The organism is Psychrobacter nivimaris (assembly GCF_904846365.1).
In the GTDB taxonomy this organism is placed as follows: Bacteria; Pseudomonadota; Gammaproteobacteria; order Pseudomonadales; family Moraxellaceae; genus Psychrobacter; species Psychrobacter nivimaris_B.
Window position 1 is genome coordinate 1 of the sequence record NZ_CAJHAL010000059.1, and the last position, 5981, is coordinate 5981.

4 protein-coding genes are annotated in these 5981 nt (G+C 42.3%); all 4 read right to left on the reverse strand.

The window, feature by feature from the left end; genetic code table 11:
• Positions 1–485: 485 nt before the first annotated feature.
• The 4 genes from gspD to JMX63_RS14155 all read right to left on the reverse strand — a co-directional run bounded on the left by gspD (position 486) and on the right by JMX63_RS14155 (position 5093).
• A complete protein-coding gene (gspD, locus tag JMX63_RS14140) occupies positions 486–2729 on the reverse strand; it encodes a type II secretion system secretin GspD (protein ID WP_201573119.1) in 2244 nt (747 codons plus the stop codon).
• A 77-nt stretch (positions 2730–2806) separates the two neighbouring features.
• Positions 2807–3712 carry a type II secretion system protein N gene (locus tag JMX63_RS14145; protein ID WP_201573121.1) on the reverse strand — a complete coding sequence of 302 codons (906 nt, stop codon included), beginning with the start codon at positions 3710–3712 and terminating at the stop codon, positions 2807–2809.
• Positions 3713–4540 (reverse strand): type II secretion system protein N, encoded by an 828-nt coding sequence (gene gspN, locus JMX63_RS14150; RefSeq protein ID WP_201573123.1) that lies wholly within the window; start codon positions 4538–4540, stop codon positions 3713–3715.
• Between the two features lie 229 nt (positions 4541–4769).
• On the reverse strand, positions 4770–5093 hold the full coding sequence (locus tag JMX63_RS14155; protein ID WP_102093828.1) for an H-NS histone family protein: 324 nt from the start codon (positions 5091–5093) through the stop codon (positions 4770–4772).
• Positions 5094–5981: the final 888 nt, after the last annotated feature.

Genomic DNA, 5981 nt, shown 5'->3' on the forward strand with positions numbered 1-5981 from the left:
TGATCTGAACCCTATTGAAAAGAAATGGGCGCAAGCAAAGTTTCTACGACAAGGGTGGATGGAGAATAATCTGCCTAAACTGTTTCAGGATATGGGCTGTTCCAGTTTTATTGTGGATTGACTATAGCTGCATTTTCAAGATCACTACCTTCAGATACGGTATCATGGTTATTTACTATTTTCGTATTGTCCTTTCGACTACTGCGTCTAGGGATGAGCAATAGCGCAGTAGCAGCCACACTCAGTAAAAACAACTTCTTTGTATTCTTATAATTTGTCATCTTAGTTTCTGATTTACTGTGGTGAAAAGTAAGATACGTAACTCGTTATTCTATTAGTAACCAATATACCCAAATATAAAAGCGGCTATGTTTATCTGTGTTATGAATACGCAAGCTAATGTACGATGTAACTACTGTCTATCACATCGTACATTCATTTATGTCAGTTGAATCATATTAACCGTTATATATAGAGCTAATATTTTAACGATTAAGAGGATAGGTCGTGATACCGCTATTAGGGCTATCTACTCTCGTAAAGCCTTGCGAAGTAGATTTTGGCGCTTGATTGCGTTTAGGGATAAGGGGATTAAGCGGCATGAGTTCGTAATCCGCACTGACATTACCATTCCAACCTTCAGTGCCGCTCAATGGTAATTGCTTAATCGTGCCGTTTTTATCAATGACCAGCTGCAACACTCGCATTTGATTTAATTTGCGTTCAGTTACACTCGCTACCGCGCCACCATCACGTAAGATAGTCGGCTGTAAAAAGATAATCAAATTGCTCTTTTGGGTGCTGTCGTTGTCAGAACGAAAGAGTCTACCGATAACTGGAACATTACCCAGTCCAGGAACTTTCTGTTGACGTGTGGTGGTGTTGTCACGCATCAGGCCGCCCAAGGCAATCGTCTGCTGATCATCCGCTAGAATGGTCGTATTAATAAGGCTTTTATTGGTGATTAGCCCACTGGCATTACCCGTACTGCCTGGCACGACTGACGAGACTTCTTGCGACACTTCTAATCGTACTGTGCCATTGTCACCAATGTGGGGAATGACATTCAGATTAATACCAATGTCTTGGCGATCAATCGTCTGAAATGGGTTGTTTGAATTGTTGCCACTGGTAGTAAAAGAGCCTGTGACAAAAGGTACGTTTTGACCAACTAAGATACTGGCTTTTTCATTATCGAGTGTCAAAATCGATGGCATGGACAGCAAATTAGCACTGGTAGATGAGTCAAGCGCCTGCAAAATAGCACCATAAAACTCTGTATTGCCCTGACTGTCTTTGCGACTATCTCCAATTCCTATCAGTGCACCCGCGATAGAGCTGGCCGCAGCGCTGATACCTGCCGTACTCGTCCCTGCTAAAGCAGCCGCTGCAAGTGTCGTCGCGCTGGCTCCCACATTATTAAAGTTGACCACTCCATAGCCACTATTGGCGTTACCTAACGCCCATTGAACGCCTAGCTGGGTGGCATCGTCGCCTGACACTTCAACAATGGCAGCTTGAATTAATACTTGTGCGCGGCGACTGTCTAATTGGTTGACTGCATCTTCAATCTCGAACATGAGCTCAGGGGCGGCATTGACGATAACGGCATTTTGAGTTTCATCAGCGATAATACTAAACGGACGACCGCCCACTCCTGTGCTTGTTCCACTTGTGCTGCTAGTCGAGACAGCGGCCGCACTGCTACCTAAGCTATCGCTGGCTGCATTATTAATTGCAGCGCTTGTGTTACTTGCATCATTTAGCGAAGCTGATTCTAGTGTCGAGGTCGCGCCAGCACTGTTGATAGATTGATTAGCAAGTAAGCCGCGTAACATATCGGCGATATGACCCGCACTAGCATACTTTAAACGAAAGACACGTAGACCACTTAAACGTCTGGTAGGCGTGGTATCCAACTGATTGACCATTTCTTGGACTTTAGCAATCATTTCAGGACTGCCTTTGACCAGCAGTCTATCGCTTGACGTATCAGCAATCACCTTTAGCTGATTGTTGCCACCTTGTGCTTGTCCACTACCCGCACTTGAGACTAAGGCGCTAATCAACTCCATCATACGTTCAGCATCGACATGGCGTAGTGGTATCACTTGCAAACTGTCATTTACATTACTGTCTAAATCACGGATAAGGGCTGTCAGTTGGTTAAGGCTGTCTGCTCGATCGGACAATACTAGCGCATTGACACCAGGTACAGCGGCCGCGTGAGCCGACTGCGGCATCAATGGGCGAATAACACCTAATACTTCTGCAGCTTGGGTGTTGGTCAAATAAATAACTCGAGTAGCGAGCGACTCGCCCACACTATCACCGCGTAAATCAACCGCCACGCCAGATTGCTTAGCAATATTATCTGGCACCAGTTTTGTCGTCGTTCCTGACTCAATCGCGGCGATACCATTCACTTGCATCACACTTAGAAATAGCTGATAGATCTCATCACGGGACAAGGCTTTATTGGAGATGACCGTGACATTACCATTGATACGTGGATCAAGTACAAAGTTTTGATCTGTAATGGTCGCAACTTCATTAATAAAGGCTTTTATATCAGCGTCTTGCAAATTGACTTTCCAGCTCTCGGCATTGGCAAGACCAACACCAGCAGCCCATAATGGCACTGCCAGACAAAGTGGACGACACAGGCGCATCAAACGCTGCAGGCTACAGTACAAAGGCGTGGCTGAAAAATTCTGAAAACTTACCATATTGATGATTACCTACAGTGATATTGCTTACTATGTGCTGAGTTTTTAAAGAGCAATTTTGCTAAAAACCTACCTTGCTAGAACTGCTGGCGAATCGTAATAACTTGCTCACCACGTTGAACCTCTATCTGCGCTTCACCTGCTTGCTGTACTTGCTGAAGTACACCAGCATCTTGCGCTGGGTTATTACCTACGCTCTGTCCGTTGACAGTTAGTACCTTATCACCTGGCTCAAGCCCTAAACGATTACGTAGGCCAGCAGGCATCGCCGCTGTGACTTGGTAGCTCTCGCCCGATGCCATCACCCCCATTCTACTTAGATAACTGGCAGGGTTTTCTTGCAAGGCCGTAACCGCTTCTTCGATAGCCGACTGTGGACTTTTTGAAGTGTCTGCGCCAGTTGTCCCTTCTGTCTCAGGAACAGTGTTTTGTACTGGTTGGGGCGCTGTAGGCAACATGCTATTGTTTGGCAAACGCTGATTGCTTATTCCGCTTGCTAGCATATCACTCTGGTCTAATGGCATCGCCTCTGGCATTTTAATAACGGTTTCTTTATCGTTAGCATCAGCGATAATAACTGAATTCCAATCAACAGCCACGAGCGTATAATCACTGTCCTTTAGTCCATCACCGATGCGGTAATTTTTGACTTCGCCACTAACATTCAATAAGGCGGAAGACATGCTCTCAGGTATGGCTAGTAGTACGCCTTTGAGCTCAATGTTGGGAGGTGGTTGCACGACTGCGGTAACAGGATCGGGATCAGCAAAGATTGCAAACAAGCCACTATAATCGTTGGTGGATTTGTCATTACTCTGTAGAGGCGCTAAAGGCAATGCAGGTGCTAAAGGCGCTGCTAGCAGTAGCCATAAAAGACGGGCGGCTGTCCAGCATAGCCAAGCAATGGCTAACAATAGTAGCCAAGCTGAAAAGCGATTGAGAATATTGATAACAGGTTTTAGGCTTGCGGCGATATTAAGCATTTAGTTCGCCCCCAAACCAGCTAGCAATGGCTGGCGCACACTGACAACTGGCGTATCTTGAGGAGCTTGTCCTTTATACTCAGGCATGTTCTCTAGCAAGCGCTGTGTCAGACTGACATCAAGCATATTATCGCTATCGAGATACAGATCTCCCAAACGCTTATCTTGATTGTTTAATAAATTAATATGGAGCAAATCTCTATTGTTTTTTTGCTCTGTACTAAGCTCGGCTCTTAGAGCAGGCATCGTAATATAAAAAACTTTGCCACCACTAGGATAGCCTACCTCACCACCAACCCAAGTCAATTGACCATCCGCGGCACTAAATCCGCTAACGTCTTTAGCAGGATCACTACTAGATGCGTCATTTTTATCAGCCTGACGCGTTAGCGATACATTATTTACTTGAATAGGGGTATTTGGCAGTTGCCAGTTGACCACACTCGCTAGCGTCTCAGGTGCAACTTTCCCACTCATGTTGTCAACTTGCCATGAGTTCAAACCAAGTTTAACTTGCCCATTCAGACGTGTCTGTGCTGAGTGGATATTAACATCCGCACCTAGCTTACCTATGAGTAACTGCCAAGGCTGCCATGACCATTCTGCCATACCTGTAAGCGACGTCGATGACATAGGCAATTGCCAAATGGCAGCACCTTGCCATACGTTGCCAGATACATGCTGGACATAAGGCGTATCTGGCGCGTATTTCTCAAGTAACCATGCTGCTGGCATTTGCAAAACAGCAAATAGCGCAAACAACACAAACCCCACTAGCCACCAGAGCTTACGGGGACGTTTATGAGAAAACTCAGATACTTGGGCCACAGTCGTACAACTCTTATATAAGACAAAAACGTCATTATCATAACAAACAATGGCATATAGATGACAGAAAAAAAGCCAGTATCTTTTTGCCAAAATACTGGCAGTAAAGATACTGGCTTTTATTTTCTCGAAAGCAGCTATATCTATCGCTAAATGGTTATAAATACACCATTATCAATAGCAACTTCAAACTGATTCACAGAAAGTAACTTTATAAGAAAACAGCTAATTAAATAGCAAAATCTTCGATATCACGACCTGCTGCTAGCGCTTCGACTAACCACGTTGGCTTACGGCCACGGCCAGTCCAAGTTTCACTATGATCATCAGTATTGCGATATTTAATACTGCGTTTTTTCTCTAACTTTTCACCAGCTTTCAGTATCTCTTCGATCGTTGCATTGCTATCTTCTGCAATCTGCTCGAACTGCATATAGGCATCATACAAACGTTGATGTTGTTTTTTGGCGATAAGTTGTTGAGCGTTTTCAGTGATAGCACGTAACTCATCTACGTTCAAATCTTCTAAATCAATTGCGTTATTTTTGCTCATAATAAATCCAACTATAAAATAAGAGTGTGGCCTCTATTGAGGTATTGTTTTTCGTGAAATAATGCAGTGAACAAATCGTTCATTGGCCATTAATTCTATTTATAAAATATAATTAATTCTAAAGAGTATTCAATTTCTAATGGCATCTCGAACAATCCATTATAAATAGAAGATACATAGCAACAGATGCTCATTGTATCCATTTTAAATAAAATTAGTTTTAGATAAATCTAAACACACAAGTCATCATTCTTTATATATTGCTATTATAGCTTTGAAAGCATTTTCTAATAATAAAACAAAATTCTAGTACTTTGACTAGTGCTAGAATTTCACAACAATATTTGGACAAGAGTCTACTGTTAAAATAATAGAGTAATAAGCCAATGCACTATACTCTCAAATACTGCTAATCTTGAGGGTAGTCTTGCATTAGCTCAGTAACTCACCATGTCGTCGCTATAGTAATTTCTAGATAAGCTAACCATTTCATATAAAGATCTATTATCCAAATAGCTTTCGATTTATTAATAAGAAACAAGTAAAACTTTGGCTATTATCATTGAAATTTATTTAAAGACGATCAAGATATATTAACTATACGCCATATAAAGTTAGTATAGCAATTTTTAAAACTAAACGTCACTAATCATAATTATTTTTTGGTATAAACGGTCAATATAGAGTATAGAAGGTAGTAGGCATACTAGATAATGTGAAAACCAATAGTATTAAACCAATACTAAATAAACTTAAGTTTAAGAGACCATCCCGAATTCTGTGTAACTGCCGTTTAGATTAAATGCTTGCTGATACGGTCATCAAACATAATCATAAAACGATTCAGAGCAGACGTCCAGTTACGGATTGGCATCGACCACTTTTTGG